The sequence below is a fragment of the Rhizobium phaseoli genome (genome assembly GCF_010668805.1).
Taxonomy (GTDB): domain Bacteria; phylum Pseudomonadota; class Alphaproteobacteria; order Rhizobiales; family Rhizobiaceae; genus Rhizobium; species Rhizobium phaseoli_A.
In genome coordinates this window covers 107384-125177 of sequence record NZ_WUFT01000011.1, presented here as the reverse complement: position 1 = coordinate 125177, position 17794 = coordinate 107384, and the positions used below count along the sequence as shown (strand labels likewise).

Genomic DNA, 17794 nt, shown 5'->3' with positions numbered 1-17794 from the left:
CGATGACCAGCTGCGCTCCGTCAGACCCGACGCAAGGCCACGATCCCGGCCCCCGAAGACCAGGGGTTGACGAGATGACACTGGCAAGCCGCGATCTGGGCGCCGGTCTCCGGCAGGTAGCGTTGTCGGTTCCCGACATGCGATGCGGTTCATGCATGGCACGGTTGGAGACGACACTCGCCAGAATGCCTGAGGTTCGCTCGGTTCGAGCAAACCTGACGACGAAACGGCTAACCATCACCTGGCAGACGGAAAACAACAGCCAGCCAGACTTTGCGACTTTGATCGGAACGATCGGCTACACGGCCGTCCTGCCGACCGAAGGTTGCGACCAGTCCGACGGTGAGATGTCGGGGCTATTGCGCGCGCTGGCGGTCGCGGGCTTCTGCTCGATGAACATCATGCTCTTGTCCGTCGCGGTCTGGTCGGGCGCGGACCCGTCAATACGCCAGGCGCTCCACATGATCTCTGCGGCACTCGCTTTGCCTGCTGTGATCTTTTCTGGCGCCACATTCTACCGCTCTGCATGGCGGGCCCTCGCGCATGGCAGGGTAAACATGGATGTGCCGATCAGCATTGGCGTCCTGCTCTCGTTCATGCTTAGCGCTTACGATACGTTTGCGGAGGGACGGCAGGCCTACTTCGAGGCCAGCACATCGCTGCTGTTCGTCCTGCTCATCGGACGCACGCTTGATAAAATCATGCGGAAGCGGGCGCGTTCGGCCGCCGCCTCGTTGGCTGACATGATGCCGAAGGGCGCGCATGTGATAAGCCCGGAGGGCCGGATCGATTATGTTTCGCTGAGCGACATTGCCCCCGGCGTCCACCTTCTGATTGCAACCGGCGACAGAATTCCGGCTGACGGGACGATCCTTACCGGCATCTCTGAACTTGATCGTTCGCTTGTGACTGGAGAGAGCCGCTGGGAGGCCATCGCGCCTGGCGGACGGGTCCGCGCCGGAGATTTGAACGTCGGTCATCCGCTCACGGTGGAAGCCACGGCCGCACCGGGCGATTCCACGCTTTCTGAACTGCACAGGATGCTCGAGGCCGTCGAGGACGGCAGGTCGGGATACAGAATGCTCACCGACCGGGCAGCGCGACTCTACGCGCCCGTCGTTCACGGACTGTCGCTGTTTGCGCTGTTCGGCTGGTTCCTGGTCACACACGACATCCACCATTCCCTGACGATAGCCATCACCGTGCTGATTATCTCATGCCCGTGCGCGCTTGGCTTAGCGGTACCTATGGTGCAGGTCGTTGCCGCAAGACGCTTGTTCAGGCACGGCGTCGTTGCACGGGACGGGTCTGCATTGGAGCGACTTGCGGAGATTGACACCGTCGTCTTCGACAAGACCGGAACGCTGACACGGTACGACCCGATGCTGGTCGCTGCGACCTCAAACGGGCCGATGGGGTTCTCACTGGCGGCGTCACTGGCACGCTATTCGAGCCATCCGCTGTCAAAGGCAATCGTCAGCCATGCTTCGCGGGGCAACGCGGAGACCCTGCCGCTCGAGGATGTCAGGGAAATACCCGGCAACGGCCTTGAAGCGTCCTTTCGCGGTGAACGTTATCGTCTTGGACGAGCAGCTTGGGCGACAGACCCGGAGAATCGGCCGGCGGCTTCAACCGTGGTCCTGACTCGAGGGGGAGCGGTCCTCGCCTCATTCGTCTTCGGTGAACGAGTCGGTGCGGGGTCGGCAAATGCGGTGCGTTTCCTGATGGAGCAGGGGATCGCAGTGCAGATGCTGACTGGCGATGTTGCGGATGCGGCCCTTGCCGTGGCACGTGAGGTCGGGATCGATGAGGTGAAAGCAGCCGCCCTTCCGAAAGACAAGGCCGAGACTATCGATGCGTTGCGCAGTCGCGGGCGCAAGGTGATGATGATTGGTGACGGGATCAACGATGCTGTTGCCTTGAAGAGGGCTCATGTTTCCATGGCCCCGGCATCGGGAAGCGATATCGGGCGGAGCGCCGCCGATTTCATCCTGCTGAATGTCGATATGAACGGCCTGGAAGTTGCGCTCGATACGGCGCGAAGAGCTGCCAAGCTGATCCGCCAGAACTTTGTGCTGGCGATCGTTTACAATGTGGTCAGTATACCGCTTGCCCTATCAGGCTATGCAAGCCCTCTCATCGCAGCTGTAGCGATGTCAACGTCGTCTATCCTCGTCGTCGCCAATGCGCTGAGGCTTGATATGAGCGATAGCCTGCCATCGTGGCGGCTTGCCCGGAAGAACAGGCTGGCCGGAGCAGTCCAATGAGTTCATTGTCATTTCTCATTCCCATAGCCGTCATGATGGGGATTGCCGGACTGGGTGGATTCCTCTGGTCTTTGCGGAATGGCCAGTACGAAGATTTGGAGGGAGCGGCGGAACGCATACTCTTTGAAAACGACGACAAGCCGCTCGGCGGCTGACACGCGCACCCAAGGAAATTCAATGGAAGATACAGAGCACCAGTCTCAACTACCCAAAGGTAACGCCGGACATTCCTCTCGAAGCGGCACGCTCGATCCGTCAGAGTCCGTGACGGGTGTAGCAATGATCTTCGGCATTATCGGAGTGGTGGTCGGTATTGTCGCGACAGTCGTGGTCGCCGACGCGGCCGGTGTTCTGCAATGGATTGTCTGTTGCGTCATCGGCGCATTGGCGGGAGGTTCCGCGGGGATCGTCATCGGCGGATTGTTTGGGGCAATCTTTGGCGTCCTCAGGGGAGTGACCGTTCCAACGCTACGCCATCCTCAAAGGTAGTCGCCAGAGACCCGACTGCCGATGATACTGTCTTTGCTTCCCGATCGTTACAGCCCTTGCAAGGGAGGCTTCGCCCTGTCCATCCGCAATTGAATGTTGCGCTGCGATAAAAATCTCGTCTATACCACGGGCATTCACCACGGACCCGGTGAGACCCCGGGTGGCTCTTCTGGCCGCCGATCCGCCAGACAACGCAAAACCTGCATGCCGTCACGCGACCGCTCGACAGAGTGGGGCAGGCCATGCTTTGCGAGACTCTATCCATGCTGCTTTCCGCCATCCGTCGTGATTGGTCCGCCAATCCCACGCGCGAAATGCTTGCCGGAGCGGTGGCGACTTTCGCCCTGATCCCCGAGGTCATCGCCTTTTCATTCGTGGCGGGGGTCGATCCCGCGGTCGGCCTGTTCGCCTCCTTCATCATCGGCATCGTCATTGCGTTTACCGGCGGACGCCCGGCGATGATTTCGGCAGCGGCCGGATCGGTCGCGCTGGTCGCGGCACCGCTGGTGCACGCCCACGGCTTGCCCTATCTTTTCGCGGCCGGATTGCTGGCGGGGCTGATGCAGATCGTGTTCGGCCTGCTTCGCCTCGGCGTGCTGATGCGCTTCGTGTCGAAATCCGTGCGCACCGGCTTTGTCAATGCGCTGGCCATCCTGATCTTTGCTGCGCAGATGCCCCACATCATCGGCGCCGGCTGGACGGAATATGCCGTTCTGGGCGCCGGGCTTGCGATCATCTATCTGACGCCGCGGATCACCACTACGATCCCGTCGCCGCTGATCTGCGTCCTGATCCTGACTGTCGCCTCGATCGGGTTCGGGCTCCCTGTTCTCACCGTCGCCGATCTCGGCAAACTGCCGGATTCGCTTCCGGTGCTCGGCTGGCCGGCGGTGCCGCTGACGCTGGAAACCCTCCGGATCATCGCCGGACCCGCACTTGCCATCGCCATGGTCGGGCTGCTGGAATCGATGATGACGGCGAGCGTCGTTGACGATCTCACGGATACGCCGAGTTCGAAGAACCGCGAATGCACCGGTCTTGGCCTTGCCAATGCAGCTGCGAGCCTGTTCGGCGGCATTGCGGGCTGCGGCATGATCGGCCAGACGGTGAGCAACGTGAAATATGGCGGGCGCGGCCGGCTGTCGACGCTGTTTGCCGGCGCGTTTCTGCTGATCCTTATGGTGCTGCTGAAGCCGTGGGTCTCCGAGGTTCCGGTCGCCGCGCTGGTGGCGATCATGGTCATGGTATCGATCGATACCTTCGACTGGTCGTCACTCAGAGCGGTCGTCGTTCATCCCCGGATGTCGAGCGCCGTCATGGTGGCGACCGTCGTCGTCACCGTCTTCACTGCCAACCTGGCGCTCGGGGTGACTGTCGGGGTGCTGCTCAGCGGCGTGTTCTTCACCTTCAAGGTCGCCCGCCTGTTGCGCATCGAGGTGGCGCCCGATCAAGCCGCCGGGCAACGCATCTACCGTGTGTCCGGCCAGGTGTTCTTTGCCTCCGCCGACGTCTTCGTCGAGGCTTTCGACGTTCAGGACGCGATCGGCAAGACCGTGCTGATCGACGTCTCCGAGGCGCATTTCTGGGACATTACCGCCGTTGCCGCGCTTGATAAGGTCGTGCAGCGCTTCCGGGCGCATGGGATTCCGGCGGAGGTTGCCGGCCTCAACCAGGCCAGTTCGACGCTGATCGAAAGCCTCGATGGCAAGGTGGTGCTGGAAGGGGTGTGACGGGGCTACCGCTATATGATGGCGAAGTCGTCGCTGCCGCCGGCTCCCGCGTTCAAGCGTCTGGCGGCGAGTTCGATAAAGGTCTTGACCAGAGGCGGCAGGTGCCGGCTGCTCGGATAGACGACGTGCAGGCCACCGACCGGGGTCGTGTAACCGTCGAGAACGCGGCACAACCGCCCATCGCTGATGAAGGTATTGGCGACCCATGGGGCAGTCGGGCGATGCCATAACCGGCGATCGCTGCGGCCATGACCGCCTGCATTTCATTGGCGGCGAAGCGCCCCGAGACCGCGACGGTTTCCTGTCCGTGCGGGCCTTCAAGCAGCCATTGCGCATGGGTGGATTGGCCGGCGACAACGCAGTCGTGGCGGACGAGATCTGCCGGGCGATCGGGCGCGCCGCAGCGGGCGAGATAGTCGGGGCTCGCGCAGAGCAAGCGATGGGTAGAGCCGAGCTTGCGGGCGATCAGCGTCGAATCCTCCAGAATGCCGGTGCGGAAGGCGAGGTCTATGCCGTTTTCGACGAGATTCAGCCTGTCGTCCGTGAGCCGCAACTCGACCCTCGACTTCGGGTAGGTGGCCAGAAGATCGAAGATCGCATCCTGCAGGAAGTGGCCACCGAAGCCGACCGGCGCCGATATGCGGATCGTACCGGCGGGCTCCGTCCTTGCTTCCGCAAGACGCAGGTTGGCGCCTTCGATCGCGCGGAGCGCCTGGCTGCTTTCCTCGTAATAGAGGCGGCCGGCATCCGTCGGGCTGAGGCTGCGGGTCGTGCGATGCAGCAGGCGCACGCCGAGTTCGCGCTCGAGGGCGGCAATGCGTCGGCTGACTGTTGTCTTCGGCATGCCGAGCAGGCGCGCCGCGGCGGTGAAGCTGCCGGCCTCGATGACGCGAGCGAAAATCATGATATCGTTGAGATCGAGCATTGTATCCTGAGATGGTACGATGTTTCTCAACTATAAGCTATTATGGTTCAATGCAACAGGCCCTAACTTTGCTCCATCAGTCACAAACAAGGAGCAGACAGATGAGCAACATTAGAACCGTTCTGGTCACCGGCGCCACCGGTCAGCAAGGCGGCGCGGTCGTGCGTGCGCTTATCGCGCGGGGACACCGCGTCAAGGCGATCTCACGCAAGCCGGACGGCGACGGCGCAAAGCGGTTGGCCGCGGCAGGGGTCGAGGTCGTCGCCGGCGACCTGAATGACGGCACATCCGTGGCGAAGGCTGCAAGTGGCGTCGACACGATGTTCCTGATGGGCAACAGCTACGAGGCCGGGACGGAAGCGGAAACGCGCCAGGGCATCACCGTCGCCAATGCGGCGAAAACCGCCGGCGTCGGTCACCTGATCTATTCCTCCGTCGGCGATGCCGACAAGAAGACTGGCATTCCGCATTTCGACAGCAAGTATCTCGTCGAGAAGCATGTCGCGGGCCTCGGCATCCCCTATACGGTCAGTGCGCCCGTCGCCTTCATGGAAAACACGGTGGCACCTTGGGCGATCGATGGGCTCCGACAGGGCGTCTATGCGGCAGCGCTGCCGCCCGCACGCGTGCTGCAACAGATCACCATCAAGGATATCGGGGCTTTCGTCGCGGCTTTGGCCGAGCGGCGCGAACAGGTGTTCGGCAAGCGTTTCGATATTGCCGGCGACGAATTGTCCGGCGAGCAGCAGGCGAATATCCTGTCCGAGGCGCTCGATCGGCCGATACGCTACCAGGAGCTGCCGATCGCCGCGATGCGGCAGCAGAGCGAGGACGCGGCGCTGATGTTCGAATGGTTCGACCGCACCGGCTACGACGTCGACATCGCTGCCCTGCTCCGGGATTTTCCCGATGTCGGCTGGCACAGTTATGCCGACTGGGCAAAGGGGTTCGACTGGAGCGTTCTCGGCAAGGCATCCGCCTGATACACTCTCCGTCGCCCCGGCCTGAACCGGGGACGACGGAGAGACCGACCCACCTTGCGTAAGGCGACGGATCGCTCGGCTCTACGGCGATAGACCATCGTTCTTGAAGAGGGAGGCTTCGATGCCGTCGAGTTTCAATGTCGAAAGTGCGGATGGTTATGAGCGGCTGATGGGGCGCTGGAGCAGGAGGCTGGCGCCGCTGCTGATCGATTTCGCCGGATTGGCGGATGGGGATCGTGTGCTCGATGTCGGCTGCGGCACCGGCAGCCTGGCTTTTACGCTGGCGGAAAGACCAGGCTTGAAGGAGATCGCCGCCATCGATTATTCGCCGGTATTCGTCGAGGCCGCGACGCGGCGCAATACCGATCCGCGGATCGCGATCCGACAGGCAGATGCCTGCGCGCTGCCGTTCGAGGATAACCGTTTCGACCGGGCGATGTCGCTGCTCGTGCTGCATTTCGTGCCGGAGGCGGGAAAGGCGGTGTCCGAAATGCGCCGTGTCGTTCGTCCGGGCGGCACGGTCGCCGCCGCCGTCTGGGACCACTATGGCGGGATGTCCGGCATGCGGATGATGTGGGATACGGTTGTCATGCTCGACGAAAATGCGTTGCCGCTGCGCCGCCGATATTGTTTTCAGCCGATGATGCGACCGGGAGAAATGAAGGAAAGTTTCCTCAGTCAGGGCCTTGCCGACGTCGAGGAGACGTCGCTGCTGATCCGGATGGAATATCGTTCCTTCGACGATTACTGGGAACCAATTGCCGCCGGTGAGGGGCCGCTCGGCAAGTATGTCGCTGGGCTGGACCCGGCGAAGAGAACGGCGGTGGATGGTGCGGTCAGGGCGGCATATCAGGCCGGCGAGCCCGACGGGCCGCGGTCCTTCGCGTCGGTGGCGTGGGCGTGCCGGGGCAGGGTGCCGGACGGCGGTTAGGTGTCGGTTGTGACAGCTGCCGAGATAGCGAGCATGCGCGGGCGACCCAGAGAGCTTAGCCTCAGGTGCCCCGCAGGGCCTCGAACGACGAGGCGGGCGCGCCGGCACCGAATGAATGCAAGAAGTAATGTTGGCGTGTGCTTCGAGGCTCCGCCCTCTCGGGCTGCGCGCCTCAGCATGAGGGGCGTAGGGGATGCCGCGGCCCCAGAGCCGATGTGGCGATGCCCCCCGATCACGCCAATCGTGATGGAGACCGGCGGCAAGGCGGCAAGGCACAAGCAGGCCGATCCGTCGCGCCGGCGTGAGACGATTGGTCCGAGCCTGGGGGCTTGCCGACGAATGGTGGCGTGCTAGGTAACGCCTGCCGGTATCTGGCCGGATCACCTATACCCGCTCCAAAGCTCCGAGTTATTCCATGTCGTTTTCTCCCGCCGCCCTCTGGCCCGTCGTCATGCTGTTTGCGTCCAACATCTTCATGACCTTTGCCTGGTACGGGCATCTCAAGCACAAGGGCAGTGCCATCTTCCTTGCCATCCTGGTCAGCTGGGGCATTGCCTTCTTCGAATATTGCCTGGCGGTGCCGGCCAACCGTATCGGCTCGGCGGTCTATACGACGGCCCAGTTGAAGACGATGCAGGAGGTGATCACGCTGCTGGTCTTTGCCGGCTTCTCGATCTTTTGGCTCGGCGAGAACCTGACGTGGAATCATGCGATCGGCTTCGCGCTCATTGCGATCGGAGCATCCTTCATCTTCCGGGCGTAAACTTTAGTTTTTTCAACAAATTACAAATCGTCCATGTCCGGAAATCGCCACATTTCCTACAGATTGGCGTCGCAATCGGCTGGCAACCTTTCACCTCAAGCATGCTGTTCTTTTCGAGTTGTTGAAATGCGCTGTTTTTTGTTTGCGCAATTCCGGACGCAAAACCGGAATTGCTTCAGCAGTGATCAGGAGTTGACCGGCCATGAGCCTCTCTTTCCCGACGATGGCGGCGATCCGGTTCGGCTATGGTTTCCGGCCGGGTGAGGCTCCGCCGCAAAGCAAGGACGACTTGATCGGCCAGCTCAGCAAGGGGGCAGCGGCAACGCCGGACTTTCCGCTCGGCGGTCCCGAGACCCGCCACCGCGCGATCCTCAGCCTGCAGGAGCAACTGAAGCAGATCCGCCAGGACGCCAAGTCGGTGACCGACGATACGACGCGGCGCGAGATGCGGAAGGGCGTGCAGCGGCAAGCGCAGCAGCAGTTCCAGCACGATGTAAATCTGCGGTTGATGCAGGCGGTGCTGTCGCCGTACGGCTTCTACGAGCGGCTGGCGACCTTCTGGACCAATCATTTCTCCACTAGCGCCAATAAAAGCCTGCCGATGCGCCTCATCGTACCGCTCTACGAGGCGGAGGCGATCCGGCCGTTCATGTCGGGCCGGTTCGGCGATCTGCTGCGTAGCGCCACAGCCCATCCGGCCATGCTGATCTATCTCGACCAGGCGGATTCGCTCGGGCCGGATTCAGCCGGCGGCATCAAGCGCAACAAGGGACTGAATGAAAATCTGGGCCGCGAACTGCTGGAACTGCACACGCTCGGCGCCGGCAGCGGCTACAGCCAGGCGGATGTGACGGCGGCGGCCATGGTGCTGACGGGGCTGACTATCGACCGCAAGGAGATGGACATTGCCTTCCGGCCGAATATCTCGGAGCCCGGCACGCATGAGGTGCTCGGCGTCAGCTATGGCGGGCGCAAGCGCTCGCGCGACGACTATCTCGACATGCTCGACGATCTCGCCGTCCACCCGAAGACGGCGGCGCATATCAGCCGCAAGCTTGCAGTGCACTTTATCTCCGACCAGCCCGACGAGGGAATGGTGTCCGACATGGCCATGGCCTGGAAGAAGACGGATGGTGATCTCACCGCCGTCTACACCGCCATGCTCGATCATCCTGCCGCCTGGCGTGACGAAGGGGCCAAGGCGCGCCAGCCTTTCGATTATGTCATCGCAGGTCTGAGGGCGCTGAATGCGGGGCCGGTCAACGGCGTCGTCGGCAGTTTCCTGGCGGCAAACCAGCAAGGCACCGATGAAGGCGACATGGCGGCGAATACGCCTGGAATGGCAGGATCGCCTGTAGCGACGGGTCCTGTCGGCGAGGCGCGGGACACGCGGCTCAAGGCCTTCCGGACGGCGCGGGCGTTGGGGCAGGGGGCGCTGAAGCGCATGGGCCAGCCGACCTGGCTGCCGCCAAGCCCGGCCGGCTTCGAGGAAGGCTTCTCCACCTGGATTACCGGCAGCCAGCTTGCCGAGCGGCTGGCCTGGGCAAGGCGGGCGGCGACGCAATTTGGGCGCGACGAGGATCCGCGCGAATTTCTGAAATCGACGCTTGCCGATGCGGCGCGCGACGAGACGATCCGCGTCGTGTCGCAGGCGCCGAACAAGATCAGCGGCCTGACGCTGGTGCTGGCATCCCCCGAATTCAACCGCCGATAGGAGGCTCTGATGAACCGGATTTCACTGTCCCGCCGCGGCTTTCTGGCGTCCGCCTGTTGTCTGGCCGCCGCGCCCGCCTTCACGCCGGTCACCTTCGCGGCGATGCCGGGAGACAATCGTTTCGTCACCATCGTGTTGCGCGGCGCGATGGACGGGCTGGACCTGGTACAGCCCTATGGCGATGCGGGTTTTGCCGCGCTCAGACCGACATTGGCGCTGACGCCCGACACCGGGCTTCTTGATCTCGATGGGCATTTCGGCCTCAATCCCGCCGCTGCCGACCTTTTGCCGCTGTGGAAGAGCCGGGAGCTTGCCTTCGTGCACGCGGTGTCGACGCCCTATCGCGACCAGCGCAGCCATTTCGACGGGCAGGACATGCTGGAATCCGGCGGCGAGCACGTCGCCGAGGAAAAGACCGGCTGGCTGAACCGAGCGCTTGCGGTCATTCCGCGTTCGGATGCGCGCAAGGCGATCGACGTCAACACCTCGACGGAGCTGATCCTTTCCGGGCCGAACGATGTCGACGTCTGGGCGTCGGATTCCAATCTGGCACCGGCGCGCGACGAGATGCAATTCCTGACGCGGCTTTATGCCGGCGATCCGCCGTTTGCCGCAGCACTTGCCGAGGCAACGCGGGCCAACACCGTCTCGATGATGGTCGAGCCGGATGGCCAGCGCGGCGAAAAGACCGCCGATGTGGCAGCGCTTGCGGCCAACATGCTGAAGGGCGACTACCGCATCGCCAGCTTTTCGATCACTGGCTGGGACACGCATATCGGCCAGGCCGGCCAGTTCAAGCGGCCGGTGCAGGATCTGGCGCAGGCGATCGCCACGCTGAAGACGACGCTTGGGGCCGAGATCTGGGCAAAGACGGTGGTGCTCGCCATGACCGAATTCGGCCGCACCGCCCGCCAGAACGGCTCCGCCGGCACCGACCACGGCACCGGCGGCTGCGCCCTGCTTGCCGGCGGCGCCATCAACGGCGGACGCATCCTCGGCAAGTGGCCTGGCATCGGCGACGGCCAGTTGCTCGACGACCGCGACCTGATGCCGACTGCCGATGTGCGCGAACTCGCCGCGGCAATGTTGTACCGGCAGTTCGATGTGAGCGCGGATGATCTGACGGGGAAGATCTTTCCGGGGTTGGGGTTTGACAAGGGGTCGCAGTTTTTGCGTGGGTGAGAAGCGGCGATTTTCTTCCTCTCCTGAGTGACAGGCACTGTGAGGAGAAACGGGGCGGCACTGCACACCGATTAGCCCTCATGGTGAGGAGGCCCGAAGGGCCGTCTCGAACCACGGGGGCGGGTGGCTGTGCGCCACATCAGCCTCGGCATTTGGCGAAGCGGGTGGCCAGCCCCGTCCTTCGAGGCCCCTGCGGGCACCTCAGCAACCGTGTTGTTGCGGCTCGCTCCAGGGTGTGTGTCTTTTGAGGATAGTGTTGATCATGATGATGAGTTTTCGCATGGCGGCGACGAGGGCGACCTTGGGCGGTTTACCGGCGTCGCGCAGCCTTGTGTAGAAGGCCTTGATGGCCGGGCTGCAGCGGATGGCCGAGAGCGTTGCCATGTAGAGGGCGCATCGGACGGTGGCGCGGCCGCCGGCGATGTGGCGCTGGCCACGCCAGGCGCCGCTGTCGTGGGCCATCGGTGCGACGCCGACGGGGGCGGCGAGTTTCTTGTCGTCGATGCCGCCGAGTTCGGGCAGTTCGGCGATGAGCACGGCGGCGCCGACCTCGCCGATGCCGGGCACGGTCAGGAGCAGATCGCGGCGTGCGGCCATGTCGGGCTCGGCCTCGATGGCGAGCGCGATGGCCGCATCGACGCGGGCGAGCTGGGCCTTGAGGGCGGCGAGTGTCTCGCCGATCAGCACGGCGACGGCTTGCGGGGCATGTTCGAGGCGGTTCTTCTCGGCGACCGCCATGTCGATGAGCTGGCGGCGACGGGTGACGAGGGCAGCAAGCGCGATGCGGCCGTCGTCGATATGGGGGATCTGTGCCGGCCGCATCGCTCTGGCGAAGTGGAGAATGACGCGGGCATCGACCTGATCGGTCTTGGCCAGCCGGCCGCTGGCCCTGGCGAAATCGCGGATCTGGCGGGGATTGACGACGGCGATAGGAATATCGGCGGCCATCAGCGCCCTGACGGTCGCCATCTCGTAACCGCCGGTGGCCTCGACGACAACAAGCTCTGCGCCGGCCACCGCCGCCGCGAGTGCGGCTCGGCCTGCTGCATCGTTGTCGAAGCGGACAACGGTGCGTTTGCCTTCGACGGCCACGTCGAGATGGGCCTTCGAGACATCGATACCGACCATGAAAGTTCTGGGGGCATGCATGGGGTGCTCCTCCTTGCAACGCGGGCTCAAGGCCCAACCAACCGTTCGAGCGAAGACATGGCGACGGAGATGCTCGCTGAGGCGCGAGTTCAAAACCCTAGGATGACACGCATCCCCGCCGCACAGCCGCATTATACAGCAACGGCAACGTACAAGGATGAGGCTGGAGAGAGGTCGCGGGCCTCAGACGCAGGTTTGGGAAGCAAGCCGCTGCCCGGCCCTTCGCTTGGCTCAGGGCGTTCGGGCCTGCGATCGATTCACTGGATCGATCGCTCCCGCTTCGCGGGACCGGGCCTCACCCCAGCACATCATAAAGCCGGAAGATGAAGCTGACCTGATAGACGAGGTTGGCGATGACGAAGGCGGCATGGAAGCGACGGTTAGGGGTCCAGGCGGCAACGGCGCACAGCAGGATGTAGACGATGTTTCGGGTGGGGTATTCCCAGCCGAGCGCGAGGATGCGCTCATGACCCTTGATCGCCGTGTCGAGAATATCGACGGCGTAGGTGAGACCGAGGATGCCGAAGAACCATTTGCGCCGCGAGATGAAATATTCCTCGTAGCCGCCATATTCATCGAGGCTCGCCGGAAAGAGCAGGGCGCAGAGCAGGAAGAACAGGCTGCAGAAGCAGACGAGGAAGAGGTAGATGCCGAAGCCGATGGCCGGCACGGCCTGCAGGCGATATTCCCACCACCAGATATGGATGATGAACAGGAACATCGACAGCGCCCAGCCAAGATGGACGGCATAGACCTTCGCCTTACCGGGATGCTGGACGATGCCGGCAACGCCGGTCAGCATTCTGGCAAGCGAAAGGCTGATGACCATGCCCATCACCACCTTGATGTGAAGGAAGACCTCCGGCGAGCCGACCGTTTCCATGCTCTCGACCCCTGGTGCGTCACGCCTCGGGAACTTGTTTCGGTTTGCCGTCTTCGTCGAGCGCCACCATGATGAAGGTGCCGGCTGTGACTTTTTCCATCTTGGCGTAACGTGCACGATGCGCCCAGGCTTCGACGATCAGGGTGATCGAGGTGCGGCCGACGCGATCGATATCGGTATAGACCGACAGCGTGTCGCCGATCTTGACCGGCAGCTCGAAGGCCATCTCCTTGACGGCAGCGGTGACGACGCGGCCTCTGGCGCGTTCGGTGGCGCGGATGCCTGAGGCAAGGTCCATCTGCGCCATGACCCACCCGCCGAAGATATCGCCGGCCGGATTTGCATCGCCAGGCATGGCGAGCGTCCTGAGCGTCAATTCGCCTCTCGGCTTGGCGGCATCGGTCATCAAGGGTTCTCCATCTGGTGCGGGCCATAGGCCGGCGATTCACTGGACGATAGCCTAGTGCAAAGGCTGTGGGCTGTAAAAGACGGCGTGGCCCCGCGCTGCAGCTAAGCGCGGGGGAAAAATATTGCAGCCGTTGCAGTTTGAAATTCCATGCGATTTCAATCTGTTGATTTTAAGTGCTTCGGCCTTCCCTTACGGTATTTAACTATTCTCTAATTAAGCTTTACGCTCCAGTAATTCCGGCAATTCAAGATGGGTCTACCTCATTTACGAGAATCGCCGGGAACCTCATGCGCAACGTCAAGATTTCCACCCGCCTTTACTGCCTCGTCGGCTTCACCCTTGCCGTGCTGGCGGCGACGATGGTGTTCTTTCTGAACTATTCCTATTCCGAACTGGAAGCGGAGCGGAAGGCGGGGTTGGCGCAGATGGATGCGACGGCGCTCGGCATCTTCGACAAATATTACAAGATGGAGCAGGCGGGCACCATGACCCGCGAACAGGCGCAGGCGGCCGCCAAGGACGTGATCGGCGCGATGCGCTACGGCGCCGACGGTTATTTCTGGATCAACGACATGCATCCCACCATGGTGATGCACCCGATCAAGCCGGCGCTTAATGGCACCGACATTTCTCAGATGAAGGACCCGAACGGCAAATTCCTGTTCGTCGAATTCGTCAACAAGGTGAAGAAGGATGGCAAGGGTTTCGTCGACTATTACTGGCCGAAGCCGGGCGCCGATCAGCCGGTGCTGAAATATTCCTATGTCGCCGGTTTCGAGCCCTGGGGCTGGATCGTCGGCACCGGCGTCTATGCCGATGACCTTGCTGCGCTCTATCGTCAGAATGCGATCTGGGCGGCGGTGCTCTGCCTGCTCGGAGCCGCCGCCACGATTGCCATCGCTTACGCCATCGTGCGCAGCGTCACGGCACCGATCGCCCGGCTGAAGGCGGCGATGAACGCGATCGCCGCCGAAGAGGCATCGGTGGAGATAGCCGGCAGCGATCGGCGTGACGAGATCGGCCAGATGGCCAAGGCATTGCTGGTGCTGCGCGACTCCGTCGACGAGCGCAGCGCGCTGCGCGGACGGGAAGATGAAAGGCAGCGGCAGATCGAGGATGAGCGACGCGGCAACGAGGCAAGCCTGCGCTCGGCTTCCGACCGGCAAAACCGGGCAATGCAGGCGCTCGGCGTTGGCCTGGAAAAGCTCGCAGGCGGCGATCTGACGGTTGCGATCGATGATATCGGCGAGGATTACGCCAAGCTGAGGGGCGATTTCAACGCCGCCGTCGACGCGTTGAACGGCGTTATCCACGCAATCGCCGAATCGAGCCACGTCGTCAATGAAAGTGCTTCCGACATCAGCGAGGCGACCGGCAACCTGTCGAAGCGCACGGAACAGCAGGCGGCGGCACTTGAGGAGACGGCGGCAGCGCTCGACGAAATCACCGCAACGGTTAAGACGGCATCCGAGCGGGCAAACGAGGCGCGCGCGATGGTGGCCGAAACCAAAGTCAGCGCCGGGCGCTCCGGCGATATCGTCCGCAATGCGGTAACGGCGATGGGCCGGATCGAGGAATCGTCGAGCCGCATCAACCAGATCATCTCGGTTATCGACGAGATCGCTTTCCAGACCAACCTCTTGGCGCTGAATGCCGGCGTCGAGGCGGCGCGGGCGGGCGAGGCGGGCCGTGGCTTTGCCGTCGTTGCCCAGGAAGTGCGCGAACTCGCCCAGCGCTCGGCGAATGCTGCCAAAGAGATCAAGGAACTGATCAGCCGGTCGGCGACGGAAGTCGAAGGCGGGGTGGCGCTGGTGCGCTCGACGGGCGAGGCGCTGCTGGAAATCGAGGCGCTGGTCAACCAGGTCAACGATCACGTCGCATCGATCGCGACGGCGGCGCGCGAACAATCGACCGGGCTGAACGAGATCAACGGCTCCGTCAATCATATGGACCAGATGACGCAGCAGAACGCCGCGATGGTCGAGGAGACGACGGCGGCAAGCCGCACGCTCGCCGATGAGAGCACCCAGTTGAAGACGCTGCTTTCGAATTTCCGCCTGCGCGCCGAGCCGCAGGCCGAGGCGAGGTATACGCGGGCCGCGTGAATGCAAGAGCGAAGTAACGGCCTCACAACAGCTTCAGACCGGAACGTCAGGAAAAGAGCCGCAACGACGGCTCTTTTTCGTTGTGGCGGCGTCATCGCGGTCAGATGCACGGATCGTGACGCAGCATGTTCCGGAGTAGAGAGGATCATGGACCGGCGGAAATCCAAGATCTTCAGGCTGATATACCTGGCTGATGTGCTTGGCAAAAAGCAGCAGATTCAATCCTTAAGCGAATATCGTTGCAATTTGCCCTCCGCTATGCTTCATTCAGGTTGTAGTTGAGGGCAGGGCATTTCGAAGACAGCGATTGCTGTCGTTGCGGAAGCCACCATAATTCTCCAATTTCGCAAATTATCCGGGACCACGGTCGCGGCGGCCGTGGCATGGCCGCCGTGTGTCTCCCGAATTCGAGGATTCCAGTCCTCCGCATCCGATATCGCTGCCCCTCATCGTACCGCTGCCGCATTCCAGTTCAGTAACCGAGGGAGGCCGAAATGGCTCGCAGCAAGCATGGTTCGCCAGTAAGAGGCATGGATAGCGTCGCGCATTCGAGTGTTCGCGACCAGAGATTCGGGAGGATGTTCCGCAACCTGCCGGCCGCCGCGTTTACCGAGGACGCACTCACCGATCTTGCGAAAACGATGTTCCAGGGGGAGTTCGCCGAGAAGATCGAAGAGGGAAAACCCGTCGACGTCGCGCTGAACGAACGGGAGCCCGAAGACGAGAACCCGGCAATTCCTGCCGGCTTCACCTATTTCGGTCAGTTTCTCGATCATGACATCACATTCGATCCGGTCTCGTCGCTCGACCGCTTCAACGATCCCGATGCCCTGCAGGATTTCCGCACGCCCCGGCTGGATCTGGATTCGGTCTACGGATCGGGACCGGCCGACCAGCCTTTCCTCTACGAGGACGACGAGCTTCATCTGTTGCTCGGGGACGACAAGGATTTTGACGGCACGAGGAAAAACCGCCCCGACCTGCCGAGGAACGCGGCCAAGATCCGGCGCGCGCTGCTCGGCGACAAGCGCAACGACGAAAACGTGATCGTCTCGCAGCTCCACGCCACCTTCCTCCGGTTCCACAACAAGGTCGTCGATACGTCGCGCAGCCGCGATTTCGGGCTCTGTCAGCAGACGGTGCGCTGGCACTACCAGTGGATCGTCCTGCATGATTTCCTGCCCCGTATCATCGGTAAAGAGACCTACGAGCGCGTCATCGTGGGCAGAGGCGAAAAGCCGAATATCCGCTTCTACAATCCACAGGGCCGCTACGCCTTCATCCCCGTCGAATTCTCGGTGGCGGCGTACCGATACGGTCATACAATGGTGAGACCGAGCTATTCGCTGAACGGAACCGTCACGAAGCCCGATCCGATCGAGCAGCGGTTCAACGGGAAAAAGGCAAAGTTCAATCGCATTCCGATTTTCTCTCTGACCGACGTGATCCAGCACCCGCGGGCAAATTTGAACGGTTTTCGCGAGTTGCCCGACTTCTGGGCGATCGACTGGGCCTTCTTCTTCGACGGGGTCGCGCCCGAAGGGCCGCCGCCGGCTGGCGCAGTCCTGCCGCAGCCCTCCTACAAGCTCGATACGACGTTGGTCGATCCGCTGACGAGCCTGCCCGATCACCAAAGGGAGCCGATCCATATCCGCAGGGCGCTCGCCGCCTTGAACCTGCTGCGTGGCTGGCGGCTCGGACTGCCTTCCGGCCAGGCGGTGGCGCGCCATATGGAAATGGAGGCGCTGTCGGATGAGCAGCTGTTCGACAGCGAGGATGAGGACCGGAAGCGGGCGCGCGGCGCGCTGCTGAGCGATCATCCGGGGATATTCAAGGATAACGCGCCGTTGTGGTTCTACATCCTGCGCGAGGCGGAGATCTTTGGAAACAGCCAGCATCTCGGGCCGGTCGGCGGCACGATCGTCGCCGAAGTCCTTGCTGGTCTTATCCGTGAGGATCGCCATTCCTTCCTGGCGCAATGGCCGAAATGGCGACCGACATTGCCGGGCGCCGAGGTGGGGCATTTCACCATGGCGGATCTGGTCAATTTCACCAACAGGTAGCCGATGTCGATCAAGGCTGCGGGAGCGGCCGGGGAGGACGCCGAGCAAAAGTTGCATCTATCGCCAATCTCAAGGCCGCGAAAGCGGCCTTTTTGATATTCGTCGCGTTCAGATTGTGCCGGTAAGTTTTCATTCACCGTTCTTAATTAAAATTGGAGTGAGTTTTTTCTGTCACTGCCCAGTCGGCCTGCGGAAGCGATA

14 protein-coding genes, 1 pseudogene and 1 other annotated feature are annotated in these 17794 nt (G+C 62.4%); of the genes and pseudogenes, 11 read left to right on the top strand and 4 right to left on the bottom strand.

The window, feature by feature from the left end; all coding sequences use genetic code 11:
• The first annotated feature begins 2 nt into the window (after window positions 1-2).
• The 4 genes from GR197_RS18585 (at window position 3) to GR197_RS18570 (ending at window position 4486) form a co-directional block, all read left to right on the top strand.
• Window positions 3-2267 carry a heavy metal translocating P-type ATPase gene (locus GR197_RS18585; protein WP_164012079.1) on the top strand — a complete coding sequence of 755 codons (2265 nt, stop codon included), beginning with the start codon at window positions 3-5 and terminating at the stop codon, window positions 2265-2267.
• Entirely contained in the window at window positions 2264-2422 is a 159-nt protein-coding gene (ccoS, locus tag GR197_RS18580) for a cbb3-type cytochrome oxidase assembly protein CcoS (RefSeq protein ID WP_164012076.1), read from the top strand. Before GR197_RS18585 ends, ccoS begins: the two co-directional genes overlap by 4 nt.
• A 22-nt stretch (window positions 2423-2444) precedes the next feature.
• Window positions 2445-2756, top strand: a complete 312-nt coding sequence (locus GR197_RS18575) for a hypothetical protein (protein ID WP_164012075.1) — start codon at window positions 2445-2447, stop codon at window positions 2754-2756.
• Between the two features lie 138 nt (window positions 2757-2894).
• Window positions 2895-2950, top strand: a sequence feature (sul1 is cis-regulatory element that is thought to sense ions involved in sulfur or methionine metabolism; They are found in Alphaproteobacteria).
• A 69-nt stretch (window positions 2951-3019) separates the two neighbouring features.
• Window positions 3020-4486: a SulP family inorganic anion transporter gene (locus GR197_RS18570; RefSeq protein WP_164012074.1), complete on the top strand. Its 1467-nt coding sequence runs from the start codon at window positions 3020-3022 to the stop codon at window positions 4484-4486.
• Window positions 4487-4497: 11 nt separating this feature from the next.
• On the opposite strand, the pseudogene GR197_RS18565 reads toward GR197_RS18570, so the two are convergent.
• A pseudogene (locus tag GR197_RS18565) lies at window positions 4498-5411 on the bottom strand (LysR substrate-binding domain-containing protein).
• 101 nt (window positions 5412-5512) lie between these two features.
• On the opposite strand from GR197_RS18565, the gene GR197_RS18560 reads away from it, so the two are divergent.
• The 5 genes from GR197_RS18560 (at window position 5513) to GR197_RS18540 (ending at window position 10984) form a co-directional block, all read left to right on the top strand.
• Window positions 5513-6394 carry an NmrA/HSCARG family protein gene (locus GR197_RS18560; protein WP_164012073.1) on the top strand — a complete coding sequence of 294 codons (882 nt, stop codon included), beginning with the start codon at window positions 5513-5515 and terminating at the stop codon, window positions 6392-6394.
• A 121-nt stretch (window positions 6395-6515) separates the two neighbouring features.
• Window positions 6516-7325 (top strand): class I SAM-dependent methyltransferase, encoded by an 810-nt coding sequence (locus GR197_RS18555; RefSeq protein ID WP_164012072.1) that lies wholly within the window; start codon window positions 6516-6518, stop codon window positions 7323-7325.
• A gap of 415 nt (window positions 7326-7740) precedes the next feature.
• Window positions 7741-8088, top strand: coding sequence for a DMT family protein (locus GR197_RS18550; protein ID WP_164012071.1), 348 nt, complete (start codon window positions 7741-7743; stop codon window positions 8086-8088).
• 202 nt (window positions 8089-8290) lie between these two features.
• Complete coding sequence (locus tag GR197_RS18545; protein WP_164012070.1) at window positions 8291-9802, top strand: DUF1800 domain-containing protein; 1512 nt, start codon at window positions 8291-8293, stop codon at window positions 9800-9802.
• A gap of 9 nt (window positions 9803-9811) precedes the next feature.
• Window positions 9812-10984, top strand: coding sequence for a DUF1501 domain-containing protein (locus GR197_RS18540; RefSeq protein WP_164012069.1), 1173 nt, complete (start codon window positions 9812-9814; stop codon window positions 10982-10984).
• A gap of 201 nt (window positions 10985-11185) precedes the next feature.
• On the opposite strand, the gene GR197_RS18535 is transcribed toward GR197_RS18540, so the two are convergent.
• From GR197_RS18535 to GR197_RS18525, 3 genes are all read right to left on the bottom strand, one after another.
• Complete coding sequence (locus GR197_RS18535; protein WP_164012068.1) at window positions 11186-12133, bottom strand: IS110 family transposase; 948 nt, start codon at window positions 12131-12133, stop codon at window positions 11186-11188.
• Window positions 12134-12428: 295 nt separating this feature from the next.
• Complete coding sequence (locus tag GR197_RS18530; protein ID WP_164012067.1) at window positions 12429-13016, bottom strand: hypothetical protein; 588 nt, start codon at window positions 13014-13016, stop codon at window positions 12429-12431.
• A 19-nt stretch (window positions 13017-13035) separates the two neighbouring features.
• Complete coding sequence (locus GR197_RS18525; protein WP_164012065.1) at window positions 13036-13422, bottom strand: acyl-CoA thioesterase; 387 nt, start codon at window positions 13420-13422, stop codon at window positions 13036-13038.
• Window positions 13423-13712: 290 nt separating this feature from the next.
• Between GR197_RS18525 and GR197_RS18520 the strand changes: the two genes are divergently transcribed.
• Both GR197_RS18520 and GR197_RS18515 read left to right on the top strand, forming a co-directional pair.
• Complete coding sequence (locus tag GR197_RS18520; protein WP_164012063.1) at window positions 13713-15530, top strand: methyl-accepting chemotaxis protein; 1818 nt, start codon at window positions 13713-13715, stop codon at window positions 15528-15530.
• 494 nt (window positions 15531-16024) lie between these two features.
• Window positions 16025-17593, top strand: coding sequence for a peroxidase family protein (locus GR197_RS18515; protein WP_246724615.1), 1569 nt, complete (start codon window positions 16025-16027; stop codon window positions 17591-17593).
• Window positions 17594-17794 lie beyond the last annotated feature (201 nt).